Origin of the sequence: Streptomyces sp. NPDC048696, from assembly GCF_043198895.1 — a bacterium.
Classification (GTDB): domain Bacteria; phylum Actinomycetota; class Actinomycetes; order Streptomycetales; family Streptomycetaceae; genus Streptomyces.
The window spans coordinates 235,781-259,434 of sequence record NZ_JBICVJ010000003.1 but is presented as its reverse complement, the minus strand read 5'-3'; the positions used below and the strand labels follow the sequence as shown (position 1 = coordinate 259,434).

At 70.6% G+C, this 23,654-nt stretch carries 20 protein-coding genes and 1 pseudogene; 6 read left to right on the top strand and 15 right to left on the bottom strand.

Annotated features, from left to right (window positions below; translation table 11 throughout):
• Positions 1–26: 26 nt before the first annotated feature.
• Positions 27–575: a toxin gene (locus ACGFRG_RS07370; protein ID WP_361432159.1), complete on the bottom strand. Its 549-nt coding sequence runs from the start codon at positions 573–575 to the stop codon at positions 27–29.
• A gap of 193 nt (positions 576–768) precedes the next feature.
• Positions 769–1,254 carry a hypothetical protein gene (locus ACGFRG_RS07365; RefSeq protein ID WP_361432156.1) on the bottom strand — a complete coding sequence of 162 codons (486 nt, stop codon included), beginning with the start codon at positions 1,252–1,254 and terminating at the stop codon, positions 769–771.
• Between the two features lie 407 nt (positions 1,255–1,661).
• Between ACGFRG_RS07365 and ACGFRG_RS07360 the strand changes: the two genes are divergently transcribed.
• Positions 1,662–2,000, top strand: coding sequence for a hypothetical protein (locus ACGFRG_RS07360; RefSeq protein ID WP_361432153.1), 339 nt, complete (start codon positions 1,662–1,664; stop codon positions 1,998–2,000).
• A 44-nt stretch (positions 2,001–2,044) separates the two neighbouring features.
• On the top strand, positions 2,045–2,518 hold the full coding sequence (locus ACGFRG_RS07355; RefSeq protein ID WP_393262202.1) for a MazG nucleotide pyrophosphohydrolase domain-containing protein: 474 nt from the start codon (positions 2,045–2,047) through the stop codon (positions 2,516–2,518).
• Between the two features lie 172 nt (positions 2,519–2,690).
• On the opposite strand, the gene cas2e is transcribed toward ACGFRG_RS07355, so the two are convergent.
• The 8 genes and pseudogenes from cas2e to ACGFRG_RS07315 all read right to left on the bottom strand — a co-directional run.
• Positions 2,691–3,035, bottom strand: a complete 345-nt coding sequence (gene cas2e / locus ACGFRG_RS07350; protein WP_393262199.1) for a type I-E CRISPR-associated endoribonuclease Cas2e — start codon at positions 3,033–3,035, stop codon at positions 2,691–2,693.
• Positions 3,032–3,976, bottom strand: coding sequence for a type I-E CRISPR-associated endonuclease Cas1e (gene cas1e / locus ACGFRG_RS07345; protein ID WP_393262196.1), 945 nt, complete (start codon positions 3,974–3,976; stop codon positions 3,032–3,034). Before cas1e ends, cas2e begins: the two co-directional genes overlap by 4 nt.
• Before the next feature lie 4 nt (positions 3,977–3,980).
• Positions 3,981–4,751, bottom strand: a complete 771-nt coding sequence (locus tag ACGFRG_RS07340; RefSeq protein ID WP_393262193.1) for a type I-E CRISPR-associated protein Cas6/Cse3/CasE — start codon at positions 4,749–4,751, stop codon at positions 3,981–3,983.
• Positions 4,751–5,623, bottom strand: coding sequence for a type I-E CRISPR-associated protein Cas5/CasD (cas5e, locus tag ACGFRG_RS07335; protein ID WP_393262190.1), 873 nt, complete (start codon positions 5,621–5,623; stop codon positions 4,751–4,753). Before cas5e ends, ACGFRG_RS07340 begins: the two co-directional genes overlap by 1 nt.
• Positions 5,620–6,816: a type I-E CRISPR-associated protein Cas7/Cse4/CasC gene (cas7e, locus tag ACGFRG_RS07330; protein WP_393262187.1), complete on the bottom strand. Its 1,197-nt coding sequence runs from the start codon at positions 6,814–6,816 to the stop codon at positions 5,620–5,622. Before cas7e ends, cas5e begins: the two co-directional genes overlap by 4 nt.
• A 68-nt stretch (positions 6,817–6,884) precedes the next feature.
• The gene (gene casB, locus ACGFRG_RS07325; protein WP_393262184.1) at positions 6,885–7,715 is read right to left on the bottom strand and encodes a type I-E CRISPR-associated protein Cse2/CasB; all 831 of its coding nucleotides are present in this window, start codon (positions 7,713–7,715) and stop codon (positions 6,885–6,887) included.
• Positions 7,712–12,661 (bottom strand): type I-E CRISPR-associated protein Cse1/CasA, encoded by a 4,950-nt coding sequence (gene casA, locus ACGFRG_RS07320; protein ID WP_393262181.1) that lies wholly within the window; start codon positions 12,659–12,661, stop codon positions 7,712–7,714. The genes casB and casA overlap by 4 nt, the downstream gene beginning before the upstream one ends.
• Positions 12,662–13,239: 578 nt before the next feature.
• Positions 13,240–13,747 (bottom strand): annotated as a pseudogene (locus ACGFRG_RS07315) (glycosyltransferase family 2 protein); the annotation flags it as partial.
• A 38-nt stretch (positions 13,748–13,785) separates the two neighbouring features.
• Between ACGFRG_RS07315 and ACGFRG_RS07310 the strand changes: the two are divergent.
• Complete coding sequence (locus tag ACGFRG_RS07310) at positions 13,786–13,986, top strand: hypothetical protein (RefSeq protein ID WP_393262178.1); 201 nt, start codon at positions 13,786–13,788, stop codon at positions 13,984–13,986.
• Between the two features lie 563 nt (positions 13,987–14,549).
• Here ACGFRG_RS07310 and ACGFRG_RS07305 read toward each other — a convergent pair.
• Positions 14,550–16,643: a protein kinase gene (locus ACGFRG_RS07305; RefSeq protein WP_393262175.1), complete on the bottom strand. Its 2,094-nt coding sequence runs from the start codon at positions 16,641–16,643 to the stop codon at positions 14,550–14,552.
• A 180-nt stretch (positions 16,644–16,823) separates the two neighbouring features.
• The gene (locus ACGFRG_RS07300) at positions 16,824–17,552 is read right to left on the bottom strand and encodes a TetR/AcrR family transcriptional regulator (protein ID WP_393262172.1); all 729 of its coding nucleotides are present in this window, start codon (positions 17,550–17,552) and stop codon (positions 16,824–16,826) included.
• Between the two features lie 173 nt (positions 17,553–17,725).
• Here ACGFRG_RS07300 and ACGFRG_RS07295 point away from each other — a divergent pair, with 173 nt between their 5' ends.
• The gene (locus ACGFRG_RS07295) at positions 17,726–18,067 is read left to right on the top strand and encodes a darcynin family protein (RefSeq protein WP_393262169.1); all 342 of its coding nucleotides are present in this window, start codon (positions 17,726–17,728) and stop codon (positions 18,065–18,067) included.
• A 60-nt stretch (positions 18,068–18,127) separates the two neighbouring features.
• Positions 18,128–18,595: a hypothetical protein gene (locus tag ACGFRG_RS07290; protein WP_393262166.1), complete on the top strand. Its 468-nt coding sequence runs from the start codon at positions 18,128–18,130 to the stop codon at positions 18,593–18,595.
• 107 nt (positions 18,596–18,702) lie between these two features.
• Here ACGFRG_RS07290 and ACGFRG_RS07285 read toward each other — a convergent pair whose 3' ends face one another.
• The 3 genes from ACGFRG_RS07285 to ACGFRG_RS07275 form a co-directional block, all read right to left on the bottom strand.
• Positions 18,703–19,446, bottom strand: coding sequence for an ANTAR domain-containing protein (locus tag ACGFRG_RS07285; RefSeq protein WP_393262164.1), 744 nt, complete (start codon positions 19,444–19,446; stop codon positions 18,703–18,705).
• 51 nt (positions 19,447–19,497) lie between these two features.
• Positions 19,498–20,073 carry an ANTAR domain-containing protein gene (locus ACGFRG_RS07280; RefSeq protein ID WP_393262161.1) on the bottom strand — a complete coding sequence of 192 codons (576 nt, stop codon included), beginning with the start codon at positions 20,071–20,073 and terminating at the stop codon, positions 19,498–19,500.
• A gap of 803 nt (positions 20,074–20,876) precedes the next feature.
• The gene (locus tag ACGFRG_RS07275) at positions 20,877–21,566 is read right to left on the bottom strand and encodes a transferase (RefSeq protein ID WP_393262158.1); all 690 of its coding nucleotides are present in this window, start codon (positions 21,564–21,566) and stop codon (positions 20,877–20,879) included.
• 90 nt (positions 21,567–21,656) lie between these two features.
• On the opposite strand from ACGFRG_RS07275, the gene ACGFRG_RS07270 reads away from it, so the two are divergent.
• Positions 21,657–22,532, top strand: coding sequence for a glycosyltransferase family 2 protein (locus tag ACGFRG_RS07270; RefSeq protein ID WP_393262156.1), 876 nt, complete (start codon positions 21,657–21,659; stop codon positions 22,530–22,532).
• Positions 22,533–23,654: the final 1,122 nt, after the last annotated feature.

Below are 23,654 nucleotides of genomic sequence, written 5' to 3'. Positions count from 1 at the left end.
GGGCAGGAATGGGGGGAGTGAGTTGCTTATTCGGAACGGCGGAACAGGCCGCGGCGGCGGTGGGCGACCGGCCGGGAGAGCGAGTTGGCGAGCCGGCCCACCATGTCGTCGCTGGTCACGTCCATGGCCATCCGGGGGATGAGGGATGCCCCGAACTCGGCGACGCGCTCGTCGTGGGTGTCGTACTGGGCCCGGGCCTGAACGGTGGCGCCCGAGCTGACGACCCGCTGGATCAGCGAGGTGTCGAAGACGGGCAGCAGGGCCTTCAACTGGTCCGCGTCGAGCGTGGTGCCGTGGTCGAACCACTCGTGGCAGAGCTCGTGCAGGATGACGTGCTGGGTCTGGTAGTCGGTGGGGCGCCGACGGTAGAGGACGAAACTGGTGTTTCCGGACTTCAGCCGCAGCCCGCAGGCGGCGTTGACGCGCGCCAGCCGGTCGGGCAGCTCCCGCAGCACGATGGTGCGGCCACGCGCCTCCTCCATGTTCGCCACGAGGGCCGCGATGCTGAACGGGGCGGGAATGGGAAGGTCGGCAAGCCCGGCCTCGCACTCTTTCCGCAGCTCGCGCATGGACATGGAAGCCTCGGGGTCCCTCTGGGCGTAGTCACGCGTGCGTATGGACAAGCGAACGGTCGCGAATGCCTACGTACGCGTACGCGTCTGCGCATGCGTATGTCGCGTACGCGCGATCGATCGGCGCATCTTAACGAACGACTCTGAACACGGCGACTCGGGCGGGCCCGGCTTTTTCGCCCGCGTGCGGGTGGCGTTACGCGCGCGCCGAGCCGTCGGGGTCCGGCGTGCCGCCCTTGCCGTCCCGGCCGTCCTTCGTCTCCTCCAGCAGGGAGAGCGCGAACTGCAGCAGTTCGGCGGAGAGGCCGTCGTCGTCGAGGCCGCGCCCCGCGATGCCGCTGATCTCGCCCGTACGCCGCTTGGCGAGGAACTGCAGCCCCGCCACCACGTCGTCGACGACCTCGGACTCCTCCTTGAAGAACCGCCAGTCAACACCGAACCCGAGCCCGAGCGCCTTGAGGATGTCCTCGGAGGGGTGGGTGACCTTGCCCGCCAGGATGTTGGAGAAGTAGCTGTGCGAGAGGGAGCCGCCGCGCTCTTTCACCAGGTCGGCGAAGGTCCGCCCGGAGATCTTCTCCCCGGGGAAGGTCTTCTCCACCATGTACTCGACCTTCTGCTGCAAGGTCGTCAGCTCGGGCGTGTCGGGCGTGCGCTCCGCGGCGAGCTCGTCTCCGTCGTCCATCGGGTCCCCACCCTGTCTGGTCAGAACTGGGCTTGCACAAACACTCTACGCCACTGTTAACTCGAAAAAACACGGGCAGGGGGCCACGAGGGGAGTCCCTTGCCCGTGTGAAAGCTACGCCCTGCCCGAAATCGGGTCCACGGTGCTGCTCTGCCGCGCCCGGACGCGGCCCGGACCAGGTCCGGGCCTGGCCCGGACATGGGCGTAGCCCTTCGCGACGGGGGATGCACGAAGGGCTACTCCTGCATTATGACACCGAGTCAGCCCCGGCGGACAGGTGGGTTGCCGATCGCGTGTGCGTACGTAGGACGACGGACCCTGGGATCGACGATCCCGGGCTCGCCGGGGTTCTCCCGCACGGCTCCGCGCTCCGGCAGTGTGGGCCCGTGCCAACGGGAGGAGCCGCCATGCCGGTTGTGGTCGTTGCAGATGCGCAGATCCCCTACGAATGTGCGGGGGCGGGCCCGGCGCTCGTGCTGGTGACGGGGGCCGAACAGCCCCCGGATTCCGCTGACTTGGCCGGTACGCCCGCAGCCGCGTACGTGTCGCACCGCACGTTGATCACGCCCCATCTGTCCGTGGCGGCGGGGTTGTCGGTGAGCCTCGCGGACCAACTGATCGCGGTACTGGACGACATGGACGAGGGGCGCGTCGAACTCCTCACGTCCGCAGTGGGGTTCGAGGTGGCGGAGGCGGTGGCCTTCCGCCGACCGGACCTGGTCCGGCGCGTGATCCTGCTGACGTAGGAGCGCGGCCCCGGTGGCCGACGGCGGGACGTAAAATCGCGGCAATGAGAGAGCCCGCGACACACGAACCGAAGCCCGACCCGAAGCCCGCCGCGCAGCCGTCCTCCCCGGCGAGGCTGGTCAGGGAATTCCACGCCACCTTCGGCCTCGACGCCCGCAGCACGCCCACCGAGATCCCGGCCGACCTGGCCGCCCACCGCCGCGACCTGCTGGTCGAGGAGGCCGCCGAAGCGGCCGAGGTCTCGGTCGAGGGCCCGCTGCCGCACCTGGCCCATGAACTCGCGGACGTCGTCTACGTGGCGTACGGCACCGCACTGGTCCACGGCATCGACCTCGACGAGGTCATCGCGGAGATCCACCGGGCCAACATGACCAAACTGGGCCCCGACGGCCGCCCCGTGCTCCGCGCCGACGGCAAGGTCCTGAAGGGCCCGCACTACCGGGCCCCGGACGTGCCGGAGGTACTGCGCGGGCAGGGCTGGCCGGGGCGCCCTGACGCCCTACGCCCCCACGGTTAGAAGCCCTCACCCAGGAGGAGACGGCCCCCTCCTGGCCGACCGCGCGACGAATCGCTTCGACGGGGGGCGTCCCCGCACGCGCGGGGACCACAGCTGACCTGGCGTTTTATTCTGCCGCATTCTCCTTTTTACTTACCGAGACGCACCCCGGCACAACATCCCCCGACCACGGCTAGCCGCTGCCGAACCGCCTCCGCTTCGCGGCCTTGCTCCAGCCTTGGCGTGGAGGGTTGGGGGTGGGTGGGGTGGTTGGGCGGTGAATCAGGGTCAGGCCTTCGTGGTCCGTGGGGTGCCAGGCGTGGTCGTGGGTTTCGAAGGTGAAGCCCTGCTCCGTGTCCGTCTGATAGGCGAGCAGGGCTCGGCCCTGGGCCGAGTACTGGCGTACCTCGGCCCACAGCACCTCCCGTACGCGTGTTGATGGCGAGCCCAGGAAGACACCAGGCGAGATCTCCAGCAGCCATCGGGTGAGGAAACCCCGCAGGCCCGCCGGGCAGTTGGTGAGAACGATGACGGTCACCAGATCGGCTCGTCTCCGTAGTTGCGGCCACCGCTGACGTGTACGTCTTCGTCCGACTGGAGCGTCATACGGTCGTGGTCGAGTCCCTCGCCGGTTCCGGTGCAGCCGAGCAGTGCCTTGATGTCGCGTACGCAACGGTCGAGCAGGCCGGTCCTGTTGATGCGGTCCCGCAGTGCCCTGCGCGTACGGGACGCCACGTCCTCCACACCTTCGGCAGCCGCGTCGAAGGCCGCCGGGATGGCGACTTCTGTTTTGTAGAGGTCGGCCACGTCCAGCACGAAGGACCGTTCGTGGCCGGAGTGGACGAACCCGAGGCCGGGCGAGCAGCCGAGTGCGGCGACGACGGCATGCGCGACCCCGTACATGCACTGTGCCGCCGCCGTGACGCCCTGATTCGGCGCGTCACCAGCGGAGAAGTCGTCCCGGTGGTACTCCCGGCGCTTCCAGGGCACACCCGTGCGTGCGGACTCCCTGCGGTAGCACTCCTTCAGCCGGTGGCCCTCCATGCTCAGCAGCTGCTGGCGGGTGCGGCCCGCGGTGTCCTCGCCGGGGAAGCGGAGACGGTACATGGCGCGGGCCACTTCGAGGCGCGCGCGGCGGTCGGCCCAGGCCGCGGCCTGCGCCTCGACCAAGCCGGACGATCGCGTCAGCGCGCGCCCGCCCGCGTAGAACCGCACGCCGTGTTCGCCCACCCACACCGCCGCCGCGCCGCACTCACCGAGCACCGACATCGCCTGGTGGGTCACCCGCGTGCCGGGGCCCAACAGCAACGCGCCGATGGTGGCCGAGGGGATATGGGTGATGCCATCGGCGTCCGTCGCCGTAATGGCGTTGTCGTCGCGGTGCACGGTGCACCGTTCGAGATAGACGAAAGAGAGCCGGTCCCCGACGCGGTTGAGCTCTCGCGGGGACGACACACCTCGCTTGCCGACGGTCGCCACCGGTTCACCGCGCCGGAGCGATGGTCATCAGCCCGCAGCCGTACGCCTTCGCCTTGCCCAGCCCGTGGGTGAGTGTGCGACGGAAGGCGGCCAGGTCGGTGATCCGCAGGCGACCGTCGTACGTGACCTGGGTGAAGGTGACGTCGAGCCTTCTCCGCGAAGGGCCGCCCCCGCCGCCGGTACCGCCAACGCGCGCAGCGCTGAGCGCGCCCGCGCTCTGCTTGCCGAACTGCACCGGCGTACGATCGTAGACGATCACCTCGTGCTCGTCGCCCGAGGCGAGCAGGCGACGGTCGGCGGGCTTCTCCACCACCTCGAATCCGCCGCGCTCCTGCCGTTCCAGCAGCCATGCGAGCTGATGCCGTCGTGTCACATGCGCGGCGCGCTTCGTGCGGGAGCCCGGAGCGTCGCCCGGCTTGCGGATGGTGTGGACGGGGTTGGCGGTGAGGCGGAAGTTCCAGGTGTCGCCCACTGCGAGGGCCGCCAGGAACTCCCCGTACGAGAACGTCGTCCAGCCCGGTTCCGCCAGGGTCGGCCAGCCCGCCTGCTCGACGAGATGGGTCAGGTCGGGCCGCTCCGGGCTGACGATGAACAGGTCCGTGCGGCCCGTCCCGGTGTGGTGGTCGACGCGCCACAGAACGCGGGGGCCCTCGCTGTCCCTGGCGGGCAGTTCGGGGAACGCCATGTTCACGGCGCCGTGCACATAGTGCGGCGAGCCGAAGAGGCGACGGGCTCCGGTGCGGGCGGTGTTGACGCGAAAACGGGTGAGGTACATCAGGGGGTCCTCGGGAAGCGGTCTGTGGAGATGGTCGCGGTGCGCGTGGCCTCGTCGACGACCGAGTCGCCGGCACAGTCGCCGACAGGGGCGGCGACGGAGAGACCCGCCGTCGGGTCATGGTCGGGCCGTCCAGCGGCCGACGCACCGTGCGGAGTCGGAGCGGCCCCGTCCGGCCCGCCGGGCGATGGAGCTTCGGTCGCGTCCGTGCAGATGCCCCGGAGGGTGTACCGCCGGTGCCGGGGGTCGAAGCTGACCGGCCCGTCCCGCCACGACAGATGCGGCGTCTCGTGTGGTGGACAGTCCAGCAGCAGGTCCAGCGTCTCCGGCCCGGGCGCGGCGGCACCGGCGGCGCCGCTCGACGCCGCTCGGGCCGTCTGCCTGATGTACCACCTGGATGCCTGCCATTCGGCCGTGCGCAGTGCCTGCTCCAGAGAGGTCTCGTCCAGCGGGTCCCCCATGAGGAGGGGACGCGACGGCGGGCAGGAGCGGCGCCCGAGATACGGCAGGAAGTGCGGTGCCTGCAAGGCACGGTGCAGGCTGTGGATCAGCTCGCGGTCGCCCTCGACCCCGGTGACGAACACCGCGTCCGCGAGGTAGTACCGCTGCGACAGAGGCATGACCTTCCCCGAATCACCGTGCTGCGCTTTGTGGAAGTCCCGTATCCGTGAGCCGGGTTGGTCGATGCGCACCCCGAACCGCAGCGCCGCCAGATCGGAGAGGTCGGCATCCCTGGGGCGCCCCTGGGCCGCCGCCAGCAGGCCGAGAACACCGCTCTTCGTGGGTGCTGTCTCGGTGCTGCGACGGGCGAAGCGCGCGGCGGAGCCCCAGGACTGCATCGGCCCTGCGAGCCGCAGCAGCAACACTGTCATGCGTCTGCCCCGAGACGTTGCGCCACCGCGTCCGGGACCTCTCGGAGCAGCGTGTCCAGGGACGCCTCGGTCCCCAGTGGTGCCAGCGCCTTTGTCTCCTCGCCGACCCGCAGGACCCAGCTCCGGCCCTTGCCTTCCAGTCCGTACTGCTTCTCCAACTCCGGTACGAACTCGGCGAGACGCTCGCAGCCCTCTCTGAGGAAGCCGCCCGTCTCGGTCTTGGGCACGGGCTCTTCGAACGCGCCGACGAAGCTGACCGGCCAGCGGTCGCGGATCTTGACGATCACGGCGGACGGCAGCGTGTGGTTGCCGAAGGTGTTGATCTTCCCAGTGGGAAGCGAGGTGATGAACGCCTCCAAGAAGGCGCCGACGGCCCGTTCCACCGGGGTGCTCGGCCGTTCGTCCGGGCGCAGCCCCAGCCCCAGGTTCCGCTGCAGTTCGTCGACGTCGACGGCGGCGTAGCGGTAGAGGGTCGCCGAGTTGAAATCGATGGTGCCGATCATCCCGGCGCCCGATTCGTCGTCCATACTCCTATCATCCACAGCTGTGTAATAATCAGACTCGATGTCTGATTTATGCACACTGATGGCGTGTGCCACCTGTGTCGCGGCATCCACGTTCAGGTCGGCGGAGTCCGCGACCATACGGCCGAACAGCGCGATGTCGACCGAATGCCGGGTGTCGACTGCCTTCCGGGCCCTGGTCTTGTTCTCCTTGAGGTGTTGCTGGAGAGCCTTCAGCTCGCCGCCGACGGCGCCTTCGACCGCCAGCTCGGCGAGGGCATCCAGCTGCCTGCTGCTCAGGAACATCAGATACAAGGACTCGGGCGCGGCCGTCTCGCCCTTCTCCTCGGCCTTCGTCTCCTTCCGCTTCGGCACCTCGATCTTGGATCCGGTGGCGACGCGCAGGGTCTCGGCGGCGAGCTCGATCGCCACCGGTTCGAGCGCGCGGTCCCGGGCCGTGATCCGCTCGGCCAGGGCCTCGGCCACCTTCTTCGTGCGGACACCGAGTTCTTCGGGGGAGAGCAGGTCGCCGAAGGCGGTGCGCGTGGCACGCTTCCAGGCCTGACTGGACACCCTGGCCCTGCGTACGCCGCCGAAGTAGGCCGACTTGGGGGTGCCGGTGTCATCCCGGTTCATATTGCTCGGCGGAACGGTCTGGAGAATGTGGATGTCGAGAATGGTTCGGGGCATCAGAGGTCTTCCGATCGTGTGGTCTCGTCGCTCTGCGCTGGGGGAGAGGCGGGCATCAGCTGCCGGCCTCAGTCACCCATGTCGTCGTCGGGGCCCGCGTGGTCGTCGACGGGCGCGGTCCGGTCCGGATCGCCGTCGTCCGTGCGAAGCGGACCGGCATACGAGGCGTGCAGACTCCGCCCCCAGTTGCCGCGGACGCCGTCCCGCCGCGCCTCGTACTGCCAGTTCTCGATCTGCTGGGCGAGAAGGCCGTAGTCCAGGGGGATCCGGGCGCCTCGGAGGAGGATCACCATCTCGCGCAGGCGTGCGGCGAGGACTTCGATGTCATCGGCGGCGCCGATCCGCACGAACCGCTTGCGGATGGTCTCGCTCATCTCTTCCGCCTGCTGGGCTCCGCCCCCTGCGGATTCGCCGGGACCCGGCTTTCCCAGGGCCAACCGCCGCACGGATCGCCCGAGAGGCCAGCCCTTCACATGCATGGCGTCTTCGCGGAGCGACTGCTGGTGCAGGGCCCAGAGGGTGACCGCCAGGTGGACCGCCTGGTCCTCGTACGCCTCGTACCGCTCTTGTGCCACGCGCGAGCGGGACGAGAAGTACTGGGCGGGGGCGCCCCGGCCTTCCTGGCGAACCAGCTCCGCCTGCTGGTCCTCCTCACGGAGCTCCGCCAGGACTCGGAGATGGTCGAGTCCCCAGGCGCCCGGAGAGGAGTGCGCGCTCCGCCCGGCCTCGCGGCGCAGCCGGGCGACCGCGGCGACCGCGGCGGGAACGTCCTTGCGGTACCCCCCTTGCAGGCGGGCGATCGTGTGGAGCGTGACGCGGACCGACCGGGGCAGGCGCTGGGCTTCCCTGCCGGTGTCCTCGGCCGCACGGGCTCCCGTGGTCTGCGGGTTGGTCGTCATCCCGCCCTCCTCAAAGGCTTGTCGGAGCCGGAAGATGGGGTGGGGTCCTGCGGGACAGAGGCCCTCGAACCTCCGTTTCCCTCCCCCGGGTCGGGGGAGCCGGACGGCGCGCCCGGCTTCCCGAGGACCTGGTTCAGCCTGCCGAGGAACCACAGTTCGGCCCGCCCGGCGTCCACCAGCCGGACGCCGAGGCCCGGCACATCCGCCATGCGTCCCTCATGGGCCGTCGGCGAGGCGGAGACCACGAGTTGCCGGCCGAGCCGCCGGACATGACGGCGCACCACCTCCTGCCACTCCTGTCGTGCGACCACCGGATCGGGATGGGACGCCAGCGCCCTGAGCCAGGCCCGGTACGGGCCGTCCAGGGTGCCGAAGCCGAGATCGCGTGCGGTCGTGACATGCGAACCCGGATCGGTCCCGGTCGCGCGGGCCAGATTCCCCGCGAGCTGACCGAGCGCGGCCACCGCCGACTCGGCGTCGCCGGCGGCGTCCTGCGCCGCCCCTCCGTACACCGGATTCTCTTCGTGGAGCGCGACCACCGGGAGCACCACCGAGTCGTCCACGATCTCGTCCACCACGGACTGCTGGGTGCCGTACATCGCGCCGACCAGCCGCAGCCGGATCAGGCTCCCCACGTCGATGTCGCTTTCCGTGATCACCTTGGAGAACCACGTGGCGATGGTCGAGCGCAGCCGCTGCGGGGGATCCCCTGGCCTGCCCGCCTCACCCGGCTGTCCCCGGGCGGGCAGCAGGGCTGCGAGTCCGCGCCACGCCTGCCGGTCCGGGTTGTGCCGCTGCGGGGTGTACACCGGCTTTCGCCCCTGCTTCTTCTCCTGTGCCTCGCTGCGCTGCCAGGCCGACATGGGCTCCAGCGCCCCCGGGATCGTCGAGATGAGCGGATCGCCGTATCCGAGCACCACTCCCGTCACCGCACCGCCCTCCGCGTGCAGCCGGACCCGCCGGGACTGCCAGGTGTAGAGGTCGCGCAGGCCGAGAGGGTACGGGCCGCCGCTCTTCTCCTCGCGGGGACGGGCGCCGAGCGGGTCGGACTGTCGCCACACCGGCATGTCCCGGCCTTCGGCGCCGCCGGCGTTCGCGCCCGGCCGTGCCTCTTCGAGCGCGATGAGGTTCAGCAGCAGCGTCTCGCGCAGGGTGGACCCTTCCGCGAAGAGCACTCCGAGGTTCCCGAGCGACCCCACGCCCAGGGGATAGACCTTGCCCGCCTTGGCGCGCTCTTTGTCGCCGATCAGCGCGGACTTGATGCCGGAGGTGTCATACGCGTGGGTGTGCACCAGCCAGCGCGCGGCCTCCCCGTACGACAGGCGGTCCACGCCCGGCCGCCGCATGGCGAACAGCTGCTCGCCATTGGGAACGTCCGCAACTATCCGGCTGAGCGGCGCCACTTCGTCCTTCGCCGTACGCAGCCGCGTCACCTGATAGAAGGGCCGCTCGGGGTGGAACAGGTCGAAGCGGTCACGGTGCTGCTCCAGATAGCCGGGGACCTGGGCGAAGGGGTCGTCCGACTCCCACAGCTCCTCCCAGTCCTCGATCTCGGCGGGACCGTCGAGCGCGTCGTAGAGGATGGCGAGGAGCAGCCGCAGCAGGGCCGGTTCCTGGGTGGGCACGTCACCGACCAGCCGTCGAAGCGATCCGGCTCGCGCGAACAGATCGAGCAGCGATACGTCTTCGACCGTCCCGTCGAGCGTCTGAACGGGCAGCCACGGCATACGGACGAGGTCGTACGTGAGGGGGGCGGGGGCCGTGTCCTCCTCCGGGGCGCCGGTGCCGGTCATGGCGCCGCCTCGGGCTGACGGGGCCACAGCGGTGACGAACCGCTCCGTGACCGTGTTCGTAACCGCGCCCGTGACCCTGGGCGGCCCCGCGTCGGCGTGCGGCGATACATCACTCTCTTCACCAGGCCCCTCCCCTTTCTCTCTCTTTGCCTCGCCATCGGTGCTGTCGCCATCGCTGTCACCGGGCATGTCGGGGGACACCAGCCGCAGTCCGTCGGCGCGGCTGTACCTGAGATCGAAGCCTGACAGGCGGGTCTGACAATGCTCGTCGAGGACGAGCAGCAATTCGCCTGCCAGCCAGGGGCATTCCTTGACCTGCCAGGACTGAACCCTGAAACGCTCCAGCTCGGCGATGGTGCGGTCGATCGTCCACAGCCTGCTGAACCGGCCGGGGAGGGTGAGCGCGCTCGCGGCAACGGCCTCTGCCGCGCGGCGGGTCGGGGCGAAGTCCTCGGGCAGCTCCAGCCCGCCCCGGCGCTCGGCCTCGGGCTTGCCGCCCGCCCCGTCGAGCCATGGCACCGTCGTCAGCCGACCGTCCGCCCGCCGCTGCACGACGAGCACTTCCAGCGTCTCCTCGCTGTCCCGGACCTGGGCGCGACCGGTGACGCTGTCGTCCGCGTCCCCGACGGAGGCCTCCAGCCAGCCGTACACCGGCCGCCCCGGCCTCCGCACGGGACCGAGCAGGAAGCCCTCCGCCTTGTGCCGCTTCTCCGCGAGCGTGGCCCGGTGCTTTTTGTGCGCTTCGGCGAATGCGTCCTGCCAGGTGTCCGGGCCGCAGGGTTCCTCGTCGTAGGCGCGTTGCACCAAGGGGCTGATGTGGCCGGGCAGTTCGACAGGTGCACCGTTCAGATGGGGGTCGAGGACGGCGAGAGCGCGCAGCAAGGTGTAGTCGCCGCCGTACACGGCCGTCGATCCCGCCACCGGTTCGGGCGGTGTGCTTCGCCAGTCCACGCCGGTCACCAGACAGCGCGCCCGGGCCAGCCGGGCCGGTCGCGGACGGGAGTGCCGGTGCAGCCGGCCCACTCGCTGGAGTACGAGGTCCAGCGGCGCGAGATCGGTGACGAGGAGATCGAAGTCGATATCGAGCGACTGCTCGACCACCTGGCTGGCGACGACCACGTGGCGCTCGGGCCTGCGCGCGCCGTCCGGCCCGAACCGCGCGGCGAGATCCGCGTCGTTCTCCGCCCGGTCGGCCGCCAGGAACCGAGAGTGCGTGACCGTCACCATCTCGTCGTCGAAGCGGGCCCGTAACGCGTCGGCTGCCTCCAGTACCCGGTTCACGGTGTTGCGCACCACAAGTGCGCAGCCTCCGTCCGCCAGTTCCTCCTCGATGCGGTCGGCCAGCACGGTGAGATCGTCGTCCATGCGTTCGAGCAGCACTTCCGTGCCGCGCCCGGATGCCGCGGCGGGCCGAGCGGTCAGCACGGGGTGCCCTGGGGAGACGGCTGTGATCAAGGGATACGCGTCGCTCCCCGCTTCCACCGCCGCTCCCGAGCCGACCGCGTAGGCCTCGGCCAGTGCGCGCCGCCGCGCCGCCGGCAGGGTCGCGGAGAGGAGGACGACGGGAACGCGGTACGCCACCAGCCACTCCAGTACGCGGTCGAGGTAGCGGCTCATATACGCGTCGTACGCGTGTACTTCGTCGATGACCACGACCTTGCCCGCGACGGCGAGGTGGCGCAGCGCCAGATGCCGGCTCTTGAGCCCCGCGAACAGGATCTGGTCGATGGTCCCGACCGCGAAGGAGGCGAGGAGCTGCTTCTTACGCCCGCGCAGCCACTGGTGGGCGTGGAGCTCGGCGGCGCGTACGGGGATGGTGCGCACGCTGTGGCCTGCCTGGCCATCGTGGCCGCCGTACATGCCGTTCCCGTCGTGGCTCCCCTGCTCGGAACCGTCGAGGTCCACCGCGGCGAGCGAGCGGGTGCCCGCCTTCAGCATGCCCGCCCATGACTCGACCAGGGCTGCCTTGGCATGCGCCAGGGCGACGGAGTGCCCTGGCGAGCCGTCCTCGGGAAGGCTGTCCAGCCAGGACAGCAGCCGGCGGAACATCGCATCGCTGGTGGCGCGGGTCGGCAACGCCAACAGCAGCCCGCCGGCACCCGAGCGTGCGGCGAGGACCTCGGCGGCTGCGAGTGCGGCCTCGGTCTTGCCCTCCCCCATGGGGGCCTCGATCACGAGCAGCCCGGGCTCGGGCATCTCACGAGCCATCCGTACGGCCTCGGACTGGACCGGACGTATCGCAGCACTTGCCAGGAGGGGAAACCGGCTGCTGAACAACTCGCCCGCAGACGCGGCTGGTTCATCGGGTGCCCAGGGTGCGGGAAGGTCCAGCCCGAGCCAAGCGGCCTGAAGACGACGGTGTTCGCCTGTCGGCCCGGCAGGCTGCCAGGTCTCCGGGTCGTACGGAAACATCTCCGGCGCGCTCGCGATCCAGTCGGACAGAATCACGATAGCTGTCAGGAGCACCTGAACGGGCTGCGGCAGCCGAACCCCCCGCCACTGCGGAAGCCGCTCTCCGACACCGGCCAACTCTGCACAGCCATCCAGAAGTTCGCGCTGAGCCTGCCGCCACGCCGATTCACTCGGACCCGAGTGGCCCAGCAGATGCGGCCGGAGCCGGAGGTCGTGGATCTGCTGGGATTCGGGGGGCGTGCCATGGTGACCACCCGCGACGACCGCGAATTGCCCGGCCGTACGGGCGTTGAACCCGAATCGCTCGACCAGCCGGTCCTGGATCAGCAACTGCCCCGCGAGGCCGTGTGGCGCCATCCGCCGGTCCTGTCCGAACTGTCCCTTACCAGGCATGTCCAATCCGTGATCCCGCATGGAGTCGGCCAGTTGCTCGACTTGGCAGGCGAAGGCGGGGCTGCACTTGCCGATGTCATGCGAAGCGGCGAGAAATCGTACGAGCCGACGCGCATCGTCCTCGCCCCCGGGCAGCGCACTGCTCACCAACTGCCGTACGGAGCAGGGCAACCATCCATGCCACAGCGCCGCCGCCACGGCCCCGCTGTCAGCCATGTGCCGCCACAGCGGAAGCCACTCGCCCGTCTTGCGATCATGTTTGGCCCAGGCCGAACGGGCAGGTGGAGAGAGTCTGGCGAAGGGCAACTGGCCGCCGTCGTCGGATCCGGTCATGGGCGTATGGAACATGCGTGGGGTCTCCTTGCAGAGGCAATCCGCCGAAAGAGCCTGCTGATGTTCGTCGCGGTGGTAGGGGCCGCCAGCCGGAACGCCGACGGCCCCCAATCGCCCACAGGCCCTTCGGCCCAGCGTCAGCCTTCGTCGCCGAGAAGCCTGGGCCTGCGGGCCAGGACCACGATGACGATGATCGTGATTCCCCATGCCCACGGGGCATATGGGGTCGGAGTGGTGGGGCAGGCCCCGAACGCGGCTGTGAGGAGGCCGATGGGCCACGGGGGGTTGGGGAAGGGTCGGTCGGGGGGCCTCGGTGGTAAGACCATGGGTAAAATCCCCTTGTCTTGTGCGACGGCTGTTGCCTGGACAAGGCCGGGCCCGGGTTCTCCCAAAGAACGGGCCCGGCCGCTTTGCTGATGCCGCCCTGCAGGATCGGCGAGGTACGGGACTTTACGGCGTGTGAGCCCCCCGTGTCCGGCACTTGGGTAGATCCGTTGCCGATTGATCAAGAGAAGGCCCCTTCCTGGTTCGCAGCAGTCAGAGGGGGATCCCGTCGATCACCCCACCGAGAGCTCGTCCCCGCGAGCAGACTCCTCGGGCCACCCGCCGATCTCGTCCAGCATCCGCATCGACAGGCCGTGCCCGCCGCCGAGGAACGTCGTCACCGGACCGCGCCGCATCGCGTCCTTCGCCCGCAGCCGCGGCACGTGCCGCCGCTGGGTCCGCCCCGTCTCGTCCGCGATCCGGAACGACACGATGCCCAGCTTCGGGTCCGTCGCGTAAAGGTCCGCGACGCGTCGGAACACGTCTGTGTCGACGAGCAGCCCGTCGTCGTCCAGGTCCACCAGTACGTCGACGTCACCGTACTCACGCAGCTTGTCCAGGGCGACGTTGCGGCCTCCCGAGACGCCCCGGTACTCGGCCAGCTCCACGCCGGTCACCCAGGCCCGGCAGCTCGGGCGGGGATCCGGTGCCGTTGCCGACCACGACCACCCGTACGGCGGGCTCGTCCTGCCGGACCACCGACTCCAGCAACGCCCGCAGTTCGGCGGGCCTACTGCCCATGGTCAGCACAGCAACACCCACACGCGGTCGTGTCACAACCCACCACTCCGTCCAGATCCCCGGCCGAGCCCGAGGTGCACACCACTGCTCTCACCCTCCTGGGTGACCAGGGCCGCATTCACCCGACGGCCGAGATCCACCGGACCGCCATCATCGGCGAGGACGTGATCATCGGACCCCATGTCCGGGTCCACGAGTTCACGACCGTCCGCAGCCGCGCCCTTCTCGCCGCCGGAGTCCCTCTGTCCTCGTCGGTCCCCGCTTCGGTGCCCTGATCGGCGACGGTCACCCAGACCGGCCACACCATCGCCCTCGGCCCGGGCACAGCCATCGGCCGCGCGAGCCGCGTCGACAGCGGCGTCACCCTCAGCGCCCACATCGTCCCCGCCCACAACGTCATCAGCGCCCCGCACATCGCGGAGACCCGCATCCGACGACGGCGTTCGTGAGGGGAAGCCGGGGGCGGGAGCGGGTCGAGGGGGCGGGTAGGGGACTAGCCCCGCATGGGCGGGGACCATGTGTGTGCATTGTGTGTGCATGCCCCTTCCTGGGGACCACCCCCGTATACGCGGGGACCACCGGCCCGTGGCTATGGGTCGGCGTGGCGGAGGGGGACCACCCCCGCATGCGCGGGGACCACAGTCGGGGGATCGGCCCCGAGGCCGCCGGTACGGGACCACCCCCGCATGCGCGGGGACCACTTCGGAACCGGCGGCAGCGCCATCGACGCGGCGGGACCACCCCCGCATGCGCGGGGACCACAGGGCTCGGCCTGGCACATTAGTCGAGTCGGCGCCGGGATTTGCTCGTTTTTACGCGGACAGCCCCGGCGGTCGCCTCAGCCGCCGTTCCTCCACAGTTGCTGCGACTGGTCGCTGTCGCATGTGGTGACCATGGGGCCGGGAGGGCCGCCGTAGGCGGGGGCGGCTATCTCCAGGCAGTGGCCCGTCTCCGTGTTCTCCAGGGTCTGGCCGCCCGATGTCGTGGTGCCGATGCGCCAGTGGAGGTAACCCGTGCCGCCGAAGCCGGCGGTGCAGGAGCTCATCTGGGCCGTGTAGTCGTTGACGTTGGGGGCCGTGAGGCAGTTTCCGCTGGCCCGGTTGACCAGTTGGAAAGTGCCGCTGCCCGTCGAGCGCAGCGTCCACGAGTCGGCGTAGCCGGCGCTGCACGAGCCGTAGCCCGGGTAGACGTTTCCGTCGCCGGACACGCACTGGTGGGTCTGCGCGTTCTGGAGGCGGGCCGTGGAGCCGGGGGAGAACCTTGTGGTGGAGGAGGGCGGGTCGGCGGGGGGATTGGGGTCGGATGTCCGCTGGGAGGTGCCGGGGGGCCGGTTTCCGTCCGATCCGCCGGATCCGCCTGAGCCGCCCGATCCGCTTGTTCCTCCCGTACCGGCCGGCTTGCCGCCTGTCGCCGGGCCGCCCGGCTGCTGGCCGCCCGGGTTGGTTCCGCCCGGCTGGCCGGTGCCGCCCGGCGGGGGTGCGGTGGAGGACGCGGACGAACCCGGGGACGGGGATGCGGCGTTCGAGGGGGCGGGGGACTGGGAGCCCTTGCCCTGGGGCATCGACGCGGACGGTACGGATCCCGGCGGTGACGACGCCGCGTTCGGGCTGTCCTTGCTCCAGGGGGAGTACACGTTCGGCAGGACCGTGACCGCCGTGACGGTTCCGGCGACGACCACCACGGGGAGCACCGCCACCATGATCCGCGTACGGCGCGGTCGCGGCTCGCGGGCGGCTTTCCCGGCCTCCCTCGGCGTGACCGTCACCGGCTCCACGGATGCGGATGCGGGGGCCGGGGCCGGGGCCGGGGCCTGACGCGTCGCCGCCAGGACCGCCTCCGGCGTCGGCACCGACGCCCCGAACGCCGTCCGCTGCGCGATCCGCGCCGCCACCGCAGGCGGCCACGGACCGGCGGCGATGGCGGGCGTGGTGGCGTTGGCGGTGGCGGCCCGCGCGCTCGTCAGCTCCAGCAGGTCCGTCGCCGACGGCCGCGCCGACGGGTCCTTGGCCAGGCACGTCAGCAGGACGTCCGCCAGCTCCGCGTCGACGTTCCGTACCGCGTCCAGGTCCGGTTCCTCGTGCACGATGCGGTAGAGGAGGTCCAGGCCGCTGCCCTCGCCGAACGGCGCGAGCCCCGTCGCCGCGTGCCCGAGCAGGCAGCCGAGCGAGAAGATGTCCGAGGCGCCGGTCAACTGCTTGGCGCCGGAGGCGCGTTCGGGGGCCATGAAACCCGGTGTGCCGATGACCATGCCGGTCTGGGTCAGTTTGCTCTGGTCGGCGGCCCGCGCGATGCCGAAGTCGATCAGGGTGAGGCTGTCCGTGGTCAGCATGACGTTGGAGGGCTTGAGGTCACGGTGCACCATGTCCAGCGCGTGCACCGCCTCCAGGCAGCGCGCCATCTCCCGCAGCAGTGCCCAGAGGGAGTGGGCGGGCAGCGGCCCGCCGTGCAGTTCCATCGCCTCGGCGAGGGTGATGCCGGGGACGTACTCGGTGGCGAACCACGGCGGCCGGGCCGTACGGTCCGTGGCGAGCAGCCGTGCGCTGACCCCGCCCGGCAGCTTGGCCAGATTGTCGAGCTCCTGCCCGAAGTGCCGCAGGAAGCTGGGGTCTTCGGCCACGATCGGCAGGACCTGCTTCACGGCGGCGTAGTGGCCGGGCGCGATACCGAGGTAGACCCGGCCCATACCGCCGGAGCCGAGCACACCCGCGAGCGGGAACGCGCCGATCTGGCGGGGGTCTTCGGGGGAGAGGGGTGTCGCGCCGCTCCCGCTGAGGTCGAGGCCCGGGCCCGCTTCTTCGGCCTTGGCCGGGGGTGTCCCGTCGGCCTTGGGCAGCAGCCGCAACGTCGACGTCGACGGCCGCCCGTCCGGCGGCGGCACCCGACTGTCCCCGGCGAAGCCCGCGTCGGAGACCTTTCCAGCTGCTTCGGCCACTTCCCCGGGGCTTTCGTCCCGTTTCCTGCCCCCGCGCCACAGCTTCACAGACCGCTCCCCCGTAACAACTGCCCCGTGTCGAGCCCCGTACGGCGTCGTACGAACTCGTCCTCGGCGCAGGAGAGTTGTTGCGATGCGGTACCAGGCGAGCGTCATGATGCCTGGTTCTAGAACAATATTCTAGTTCGGGTCGCCGAGGGTGGTCAGGACGTCCTGGAGGGTGTGCTCGAAGAGGGGTTCCGGGTCGGTCAGGGCGAAGTCGAGGTGCCCGAAGGCCTCGACCGCGATCGCGCCGAAGAGGCGGGCCCAGCAGGCCACGAAGACGTAGACGACCTCCAGCGGGACGTCCTCGTCCGCCAAGTGCTCGCGTACTTCGTGGAGTTGGGTGATCCACGCGGCGTCGAGATCGGCGGGCGGCCGGATGCCGCCGCGCTGCCACAGCCGCACCATCAGCTCCAGGATGACGCCGCCGAAGCGCCAGCCGGGGTCGTGGGCCGCGTTCCCGGGCGCGGTGTCGGTGTCCGTGAGGGGCTTGGCGAAGAGCAGGCCGAACTCGCGGGGGTGCGCCAGCGCCCACCGCCGCAGCTCACGGCAGACCGCCCGCATCTGCGGCCCCGGCTCCGAGGCGGGGTGCTCGTCGCGCGCGGCGGCGAGCGTGGTGGCCAGCTCGTCGTAGAGGTGCGCGGCCAGCGCCTGGATCAGGTCGTGGTGGCTGGCGTAGTAGCGGTACAGGCCGGGCGCCGTCATGCCCATCTCCCGGGCGATGGCCCGCAGGGTGACGGCACCGGGCCCCTCCTCGACCAGCAGCCGCCGGGCGGTCCGCCGGATCTCGTCGAGCGCGTGCTCGCGGACCCGGTGGCGGCGGGTGGGGGCGGCGGGGGCGGCGGGGGTGGCTGCTCGGCTGGTCACGGTGGCCTTTCGCGGCGTACGTACGGGGCTGGTCGCGCGTACGGGGCTGGGCGTTCGATGCTTCGCGCTCGGCGCTTGACAGAGTGAACACCTATAACTTTAGCTTGCCCCGAAAGTAAACGGTGTTAGCAATTGGGCAATCGGCAGTTGCTGCACATCCGATCGGGGGCCCCATGAAGTACGGCATCGTCCTGACCTACACCGTCACGCCGCGCTGGCTGTCGCTGTCCCGCGCCGAGCGCAACCAGATGCGCGCCGCGCACATCGAGCCGGTCTTCGCCGCGTACGCGGACCGCGTCACGGCGAACTTCTTCGACGCCGAGGCGTTCCACACCCGTATGACCGACTTCGCCGTACTGGAGACCGAGGACCTGGGCGCCTACTACTTCCTCATCGAGGAACTGCGCGACTCGCCGCTGATCAGCGAGGGGTATCTGGCCTTCAGTGAGATCTTCCTGGGGGTCCGGGACGGGTTCCAGGAGTACGAGCGCACGCGTATGGCGGCGGCGGGGTGACCCCACGGGGTGGTGCAGCGAGCCCGGCCGCGCGCTGCACGGAGCGCTACCTTATGTCCCGTGCGTAACCTTTTGTCGGGATCGGGGAGGCGGGTGTGGCTGCCGGGCGGGGAGCGGGTCGCTCTGCGTGCGGCGGGGCCGCGGGACCGGGCGGCCGTGTCCGCGCTGTACGCCCTGTGCGCGCCGCAGCCCCAGCCCGGCCGCCGCGCGGCGTGCGCCTGGCTGCTGTCGCCCCGGATGGGACGCGGGCTGCTGGCCGAGGCGGCGGGACGGCGCCCGGTCGCCTGGGCCGGACTCCTGTCGGACGGCACCGGGGCCGAGCTGTTGCTGTTGATCGCCCCCGCGTGGTGGCGGCGCGGGCTGGCCGGGGTGCTGTTGCCCGAACTCCTGTGCAGGGCCGGTCGGTTCGGGATTGCGGAGGTCTGGGCGCATGGCGCGAGCGGGGACGCGCTGGAGGCGGCCGCGCGCCGACTCGCCCTGCCGGTCACGGCCGACGCCGACCGCACGGGGGTGACGCTCAGGGGGTGAGGGGACTCTGGACGCGGGGTCATGCGGGTTCATGCGGGTTCATGCGGGTTCATGCGGGTTCTGCGTGACAGGTCGGCCGGGGTGCTGGAGGTGCTGTTCGCCGGCTGCTATTCGCTGTCTGACGTGCCGGGCTGTGGCCGGGTGACGGCGGGGGCGAATCCGGAGTCGATGACCTCGCGGGCGACCGTGCTGAGCAGGATCCGACGGCGCCGGGCGTGATGGCGCAGGGCGTCGAATGCCTGGTTGAGGGTGATGTTGTTGCGGGCCGCCAGGACGCCTTTCGCCTGTTCGATGGCGATGCGGCTCTGCAGGGCGGTGTGGAGCTGTTCGGTGACGGTGTGCTGCTGGCGGATGGTGCGGGCCTGGAGCAGGCCGATGGTGGCGGCGTCGGCGAGTGCCTGGGCGAGGGCGATGTCGTCGGCGTTCAGCGGCCGCTCTCCGGTACGCAGCAGGAGAAGGCTGCCCAGGATGCTCTGGCGCAGGCGCATCGGCAGGGCGATGGCGAGGGTGTAGCCGGCGTGCTGGAGCTGTCGGGTGAACTGCGGCCAGCGGGCGGCCGAGTCGGCCGGGCTGGACGGGGTGACCGGCAGGGCGGACTGGTGGGCGTCGACGGCCGGGCCCTCGTGGCGCGCGGCTTCCAGTACGCCCTGGAGGGCGGGGCTGGGGTCGCAGGGTGCGGGGCTGTGCAGGTGGGGACCGGGGTGGGCCAGGAAGACCGCGGCGTCGGTGACGTCGAGGAGTTCTTGGCAGCGGACGGTCATCTGGTGCAGGAAGTCGATGACATCGAAGTCCTCCACCAGGGTGTCGGCCAGCTCGACGAAGGTGCGGGCGATGTGCTGTTCCCTGCTCATGGGTGTACTCCTTGACTCCCGCGCAGAGCGTAGCCGGTACGTGTGACCGGCCTAGTCGATGTCATCCGGCAACTCCCGCTGGATGAGGGCGTGGGCGGTGTCCGCCAGGGACCCGCCGCAGGCATAGGTCTGGGCGCGCAGCCGGTCCAGGGCTTCGGTCAGCGAAACGCCGAGCCGCACGCTGAGGATGCCGGTGGCCTGGTGCACCTCGGCCCGGTGCAGATCCACCGCGCCGGCCCGGCCGGGACCGTCCACATCGTCGGTGCTGGCCGGCCAGTGGTCCAGTACGTGCTGGGCGAGCGCGTCGGCCACCAGCCAGCCCTGCGCGGACTGCTCCGTGCTCAGCGAGCCTGCCGTGCGCCGATAGCCGGTCATCGTGCCCATCTGCACGGCCCCGATGTGCACAGGCCAGATGAACAGCGCTGCGATCCCCAGCTTTCCGGCCTCGGCGGCGTACTGCGGCCACTGCTGGTCCAGCAGCAGGCCGAGGTCGGGAACCTTGCGTACTGCCGTCTCGTACTGGAAGGACAGACCGGGCCCCTGCCCCAGGACGAACTGAAGGTCCTCCAGGCGCGCGCTGGTCTCATCGCTGAACCACACCAGCTCCTGCCCCAGGGAGATGGCCATCCCGCCAAGGCCCAGGCCGCGGGCGCAGGCAATCGCCCACGCCCGGCGCTCCGCTTTGGTCGATACCGAATGCAGGCTGTCCAGCAGTTCCTGAACTGTGGCACCCATATCCACACACCGCCCTCATCGGCGTTTCTGCGCGGCGCGGGCGGGCCGCTGCGGCATTCCAGCGTAGTGGCGACGGCACCGCACGACTGGCTCGTAGCCCGAACTGACCTGCTATCCAAGTCCGTTGGGAGCCTGCCGGGGGATCCGGGGGATCCGGGGGATCCGGGGGATCACGTGACGCGCGGGCGACGGAGACAGACGGGGCGGCGAGCTGTTGTTCTTGTCCGGGACTTCCATGGGGAGCTGAACCCCCCGGTGGTGCACGTGTGTTGCGGGACGGCCGCCGCCCGGTCACGGATGGCGCGACGGCGACGGCGGCCGCCTGGCGGGGAGGTGGGCTCCCCTCCGTACTCGCCTCGCTCCCACCTTCCTCACCGGCATCTGGGGTCCACGGGAGCAGACCCCGGCACGAACAGCCGTGGGAGGACGAGGGGCCGGAGCCGCCAAATCGGGTGCAGTGGCTCCGGCCGGCCCAATAGGCAGAGCAGAGTGGATGGTGAGCGCGGGCCCGGGGACCGGGGGCCCAGGGGCGGCCGGCTCGACCAGTCGGTACACGGTTCGCAGCACCGGCCGCCGCGTGTCTGCTACGCATCGTAGGGCGGAGCGGCCACCAGGCAACCGAGCGCGGGCTTCCTGTGGCAGATGCCGCTTCATCCCGGCCAGTGATGGTCCCACCGGACGACTCACCACGGCGGTCACACCTTCGGTCGCCCGCGCACCCTTGTCTCAGCGGTATGCGGCGCACTGATCACGCTGTGCTCGGGGACAATCCGCGCGGCCAGGGTGACGCCGCTGTCGATGCGGCAGTTGCGGGCGACGGCGACGCCGGGGCCGAGGGAGATGTTGTTGCCGGTCTGGGTGCCGTCGCCGATCAGGGCGCCGAACTGGGTGGTGCGGCACCGGTAGAGGCCCCGGTCGGCTCGCATGATGACTTCGCGGTCGGGGCGGCGCATGTTCTCGCACATGTTGATCGCGGCGACGGTGACGGAGGCCGACAGGTGGGCGCCGGCGCCGATGATCGTGTGGTTGATGCCGATGCGGTGGCCCAGGACTGAGCCCTCACCGACGAAGGCCCGGGTGACCTCGCAGTTGAAGCCGATCAGCGCCCCCTCCGCGAGGACGGAGCCCTTGCGGAGGGTCGTGAACTCGTGGACCTGGACGTGGGGGCCGACGATCACGTCGTCACCGATGATCGCTGTGGGGTGGATGTACGCGGTGGGGTGGACGCGCTGATCGCCGAGGTGGGCCAGGGCCGCCGCGTGCAGGGCGGGCCACTGGGCGAGGAAGTCGGCCAGGTCGTACGCGGCGAGGTCGCCGTACGGGGTGGCGGCCAAGGCGCCCTTGCTGCTCCCTCGGGCGTAGTTGGCCAAGTGGATGGAGGGCATGGCTGGGGTTCCTTCCGGGGAACGGCTGCCTCGGCTCAGCCGCTAGCATCACGGGCCGCGGGGGTACGCCGAGAACGGGAGTGGGTCGTCGTGACGCGACCGCGTGTGGGTGTGGCCGTACTGACCATGGGCAACCGGCCCGCCGAACTGGCCACCCTGCTGGACTCGGTCGCCAAGCAGGACGAGGCGGCGGTCCGCGTCGTGGTCGTCGGCAACGGATCGCCCCTGCCCGACCTGCCCGACTGGGTCACGGCCGTCGAACTGGACGAGAACCTGGGCGTGTCCGGCGGCCGCAACGTGGCCATGGACCGGCTCCGCGCGTTCGGGGACGTGGACGTCCTGGTGGACTTGGACGACGACGGGCTGCTCGTGGACGCGGACGTCTTCCGGCGGATCGCCGACCTGTACGAGCAGGACCCGCACCTGGGCATCGTGTCGTTCCGGATCGCGGACGAGACTGGGGAAACCCAGCGGCGGCACGTACCGCGGCTGCGGTCGTCCGATCCGATGCGCCGGGGCGAGGTGACCACCTTCCTCGGCGGCGGCCACGCGCTGTCCATGGCGATGCTGGAGCGGATCGGCAGCTGGCCGGAGGAGTTCTTCTTCACCCACGAGGAGACCGACCTGGCCTGGCGGGCCCTGGACGGCGGGTGGAAGATCCTCTACGAGCCCGCCCTGCTGCTCCAGCACCCCAGGACCAGCCCGGCCCGGCACGCCGTCTACCACCGGATGACCGCCCGCAACCGGGTCTGGCTGGCCAAGCGCCACCTGCCCACTCCCCTCGTCCCGGTCTACCTCGCCACCTGGACAGTCCTCACCCTGGCCCGTACGCGCTCGCTCGGGGGCCTACGCGCCTGGGCCGGTGGGTTCGCCGAAGGGGTACGCCAGCCGTGCGGCAAGCGGCGGCCCATGCGGTGGTCGACGGTGTGGCGGATGACCCGGCTCGGCCGTCCGCCAGTTGTCTAGGCGACCCGCTCGTCCAGCCGTTAACGTTTCCGGAGTTCCCGAACTCGCACAGAGAGCCGCTGTTCTCCTCGCCAGACCGTGACCGACGCGCCTTTGAGGTCCGCACCACCTAGTCGAGTCGCCTTCACCAACAGCAGCTACTCGGCCCTGTTGGGACGCCTCGCTGCCAGACCCTTCTCGCGGCAAACGCTGCAGCCCCGCGCGTTGGAGGTGATCCCCCATGCCCCGTAAGCCCCGTACTCCCTGCACGATCTCCGGAAGCCCCGAGCTGACGAGCGGCCACGCTGCCCGAAGCACGAGCCCGAGATCAGCTTTGGCGACCGCAGCCGTCTGCTGGTCGTGACGGCGGAGCTGGTGCCAGCGGGCGGCGGCGATGACGAGCAGGATCGCTGCGTCGAGGAACACCACCAGGAGAGCACCGGCCCTCGGGGCGGGCTCGCGGAGCATGGCCCGCACGGCGCCGCGCAGGGCGTGGGCGTGGTGGTGTTCGGCGTTCGGCCTGGATGCGGGAGCGGGTGGCCCGCTCGCGCCCGGCTGCTCGGGATGGGGCCTGTTGTGCCCCAACTCGGCGTGGTGATTCGATACTTATGGCACGCGAATGGCACGCACCCCCGAATTGGTCTAGACAACAAACAAGGCCCCGGTCATCGACCAGGGCCTTTGTCATGGAGCGAGTGACGGGAATCGAACCCGCGCTCTGAGCTTGGGAATCAACGGGTTCTGCGTGGCCGGTGCGCTGTTTGACCTGCGAAAACAGGGCGGCCAGAGCTTCTGGCGCGGACCGGCTTGCACCGCTGCTGACCGGGATTTTCCGGTCTGGAGGGCACGGCTGGGGCACGCGGTGGGCGAAGCGGCCTGTTGAGGTGCGATGCCCTCTCGGATCCGCTCCGTGGCGTGTGCGCGCTCGCGTGACGGGAGACCGAGGTTGCGGGAGCAAGGGCGCTCGCGAAATGGTCGTTTTCCCTCGCGGCGCGATCCTGTCCTGCCACGCTGGTCGTCGTGACGTACGTGGTGAGCGTGGAAACCCACATCCCGGAGGGCGCTCCGGAGATGGACCCCCTGCAACGTGCCGGAGCGGTGGCGATCCTCGAATCCGGGCTCGACTCGGTGGAGGGCGTCGAG